Genomic DNA, 2,563 nt, shown 5'->3' on the forward strand with positions numbered 1-2,563 from the left:
GGAGAAAAGTTCAAGGTAAGCAACTTTTCAATTGTTTCAAAAGATGACTATGGGAATAAAATTTATACCAATTGTTCAGCCTATGGAGATAAGACAAAAGATTTAGAAAACTTAAAACAAGGAGATTTTGTTAAAATATTTGGTCAAGTAAAAACAAGCATTGACAACAACGGAAAGGAACATAAGAATGTCCGTATTTTGTTTTATAAGCTTTTAAAAGCAAAAGAACAAATGAAAGGACAAGAAAAAAAGAAAGAGTCTGTGCTTGGAGAAATCAAAAAATATCAGACTGAAGATAAGGGAAAGCCTAAAGAAAAGAAAGAAACATCAAAAGAAGCTGAAAGATAAACTTATGGTCGGTGTGGTCTTAGTACTGCACCGACTCTTTTTTTGTTTGGAGGAAAAAAGAGGAGAGAACACTATCTCTCCATATCCTTGCCCATATAAATTCCTAGTTTTTTCGTATCCTGTAAAGATCGTCCATTGTTTTTTTGAGGAAGAATACTCTCGCATAAGGGTATTCTTTTTTTGTTCAGTTTATTAAGTCTGTATAAAGACAAAATGTAAAAAATGGTTGTAAACAATCTTTTAAAAATCAAATAAAAATTGAATATAATCAATAAAAGTGATATAATTACTCCGAAAATCGTTATAAAGAAAAGAGGATTAGTATGGCATTGAATTATAAACCATTATGGATACTATTGGCGAAGAAAAGTTTGAAGAAAACAGATGTAATAGTTATGGCAGGGATTACCACTAATGTTATGGCACAGATGGGAAAAAATAAGCCTATAACACTTAAAAACTTAGAAAAAATATGTAAGTCTTTAGATTGTACACCGAATGATGTATTTTCCTTTGATGATAATTATATTGAATAAGAAGTATGGAGTTATGAGATATGAGAGAGATAATAATTATAGATGATGATATTGCATTATGTAATTTAATTAAAAAGTGTTTAAGTACTGATGGATATTCTGTTGATATTGCCAATAATGGATTAGACGGATATAAGAAAATACGAAATGCAAATAATTTGTGTCTGATTTTATTAGATATTATGCTTCCTGATTTTGATGGGTTTCAAGTTCTGGAGATGATAAGGGAAGAATGCACTATTCCGGTTTTAATGCTGACTGCGAAGTCTGATGATGATTCAAAAATTTATGGACTTAAACAAGGTGCTGATGACTATTTGACAAAGCCATTTAATATAAATGAACTTAAGGCAAGAGTTGAAGCTATGGTTCGTAGATATATAGATTTCAATCAGAAAAGCACAGACCAGTCTGATATACTCACAATAGATGGTATGCAAATAGATAAGGAAAATAGAATTGTAAAAATAAGTGATAATAACATAGAATTAACAAATAAAGAATTTGATTTATTGTATTTTCTTGCGTCTAATAAAGGGAGGATTTTTACAAAAAAACAAATATATACGAATGTTTGGGAAGAAGATTATCTTTTTGATGATAGTAATATCATGTCTTTTATCAGTAAGCTTCGAAAAAAAATAGAGCCTAACCCTGAAGAACCAACTTATATTTTGACAGTTAGGGGCGTGGGTTATCGTTTTAGTAAGGGGGTATGATATATGGATGTAAAAATCATTATAATCTTATTATTGATATTTGTAATTTTTTGTTTGTTAAAAAAAATTACCAACATAAAAAAAGAAATAAACAGTATTCAGGAAGTACTCGTTGATATAAAAAATGGTGATTACAATCGCAGAATTTTAATTAAGAAAAATGAAACTACAGAAAAGATCTGTCATGATATAAATGAGATAACTCTACAAAGTCAGAACAAGCTAATAGAACAAAAGCAGTCAGAACAGGCGTATAAATCGCTTATGACAAGTTTGTCTCATGATGTGAAAACTCCTTTAGCATCTATGGTCGGGTATTTGGAAGCAGTGCAGGAGGGAATTGTTACGGGAGATGAGAAGGAAGATTATATAAAAATTTCTTTAAGTAAGGCACATTACTTGAAGGATTTTGTAGAAAAACTCTTTGATTGGGTAAAGTTGGATTCAGGAGAATGGAAGTTTTCTTTTGTAGATAAAGACCTGAATGAATTAACAAGAAATGTGATAAGCGACTGGATTCCTATTTTTGAAGAAAAACATATAAGTTATGAAATTGAAATTCCGGAACAGGAATTCTATATAAAGATAGATGAAAATGCCTATTTTAGGAGCTTAAACAATATTATAAACAATATTATTATTCACAGTAATTGTGATAGAGTACACTTGAAATTAGAAGAATCGGATACAAAAGCTACTTTGATGATTTTAGATAATGGAAATGGTATAAGTGAAAAGGACTTACCATATATATTTGATAGGATGTATCAGGCAGATAGTTCAAGATTAACAAAAGGATCGGGACTTGGCTTATCAATTGCTAAAGAATTGTTAAGAGTGAATAATGCCAAAATAAGGGTAAGTAGTATACCTAACATAAAAACTGTCTTTACTGTGGAGTTTGCAATGTAAGTAGCTGATTTAGAAAGGGGCTGTTGCAAAAGTCCCAAGATAGAAAAA

General features: G+C 30.1%; 3 protein-coding genes and 1 pseudogene. All 4 read left to right on the forward strand.

The window, feature by feature from the left end; genetic code table 11:
* A pseudogene (locus HMPREF2782_RS06720) lies at positions 1-348 on the forward strand (DNA-binding protein); the annotation flags it as partial.
* A gap of 323 nt (positions 349-671) precedes the next feature.
* On the forward strand, positions 672-884 hold the full coding sequence (locus tag HMPREF2782_RS06725) for a helix-turn-helix domain-containing protein (RefSeq protein WP_004838415.1): 213 nt from the start codon (positions 672-674) through the stop codon (positions 882-884).
* Positions 885-904: 20 nt separating this feature from the next.
* The gene (locus HMPREF2782_RS06730) at positions 905-1,603 is read left to right on the forward strand and encodes a response regulator transcription factor (RefSeq protein ID WP_004835594.1); all 699 of its coding nucleotides are present in this window, start codon (positions 905-907) and stop codon (positions 1,601-1,603) included.
* A gap of 3 nt (positions 1,604-1,606) precedes the next feature.
* Positions 1,607-2,515, forward strand: a complete 909-nt coding sequence (locus HMPREF2782_RS06735; protein ID WP_004835597.1) for a sensor histidine kinase — start codon at positions 1,607-1,609, stop codon at positions 2,513-2,515.
* Positions 2,516-2,563: the final 48 nt, after the last annotated feature.

The sequence above is a fragment of the Anaerococcus sp. HMSC068A02 genome (assembly GCF_001811125.1).
GTDB classification, from domain to species: domain Bacteria; phylum Bacillota; class Clostridia; order Tissierellales; family Peptoniphilaceae; genus Anaerococcus; species Anaerococcus vaginalis_C.